This is a genomic window from Streptomyces hirsutus (genome assembly GCF_001418415.1).
Lineage (GTDB): Bacteria > Actinomycetota > Actinomycetes > Streptomycetales > Streptomycetaceae > Streptomyces > Streptomyces hirsutus.
The window spans coordinates 39,575-39,785 of the sequence record NZ_LIQT01000015.1 but is presented as its reverse complement, the minus strand read 5'-3'; the positions used below and the strand labels follow the sequence as shown (position 1 = coordinate 39,785).

At 78.2% G+C, this 211-nt stretch carries 1 pseudogene; it reads left to right on the top strand.

The features are described from left to right. Positions 1 to 211: pseudogene (locus AOK11_RS44335) on the top strand (ArgS-related anticodon-binding protein NrtL); the annotation flags it as partial.

The following is a 211-nucleotide window of genomic DNA, read 5'->3' as shown; positions in this document are numbered from 1 at the left end:
GCGTTGCTGCTGCCCGCGGCGCACGACCGGCCGCGGATCGGTGCGGAGCACCTGGCCCAGCGGGAGAGCAACCCCCTCTTCCGGGTGCGGTACGCCCACGCCCGGACCCGCGCCCTCCTGCGCAACGCCGCCGACCTCGGATTCCGCCCCGAGCCCGGCCCCGTCGATGCGCACGGAACCCGGCCGCTGCTCGCCGCCCTCGCCGACCACC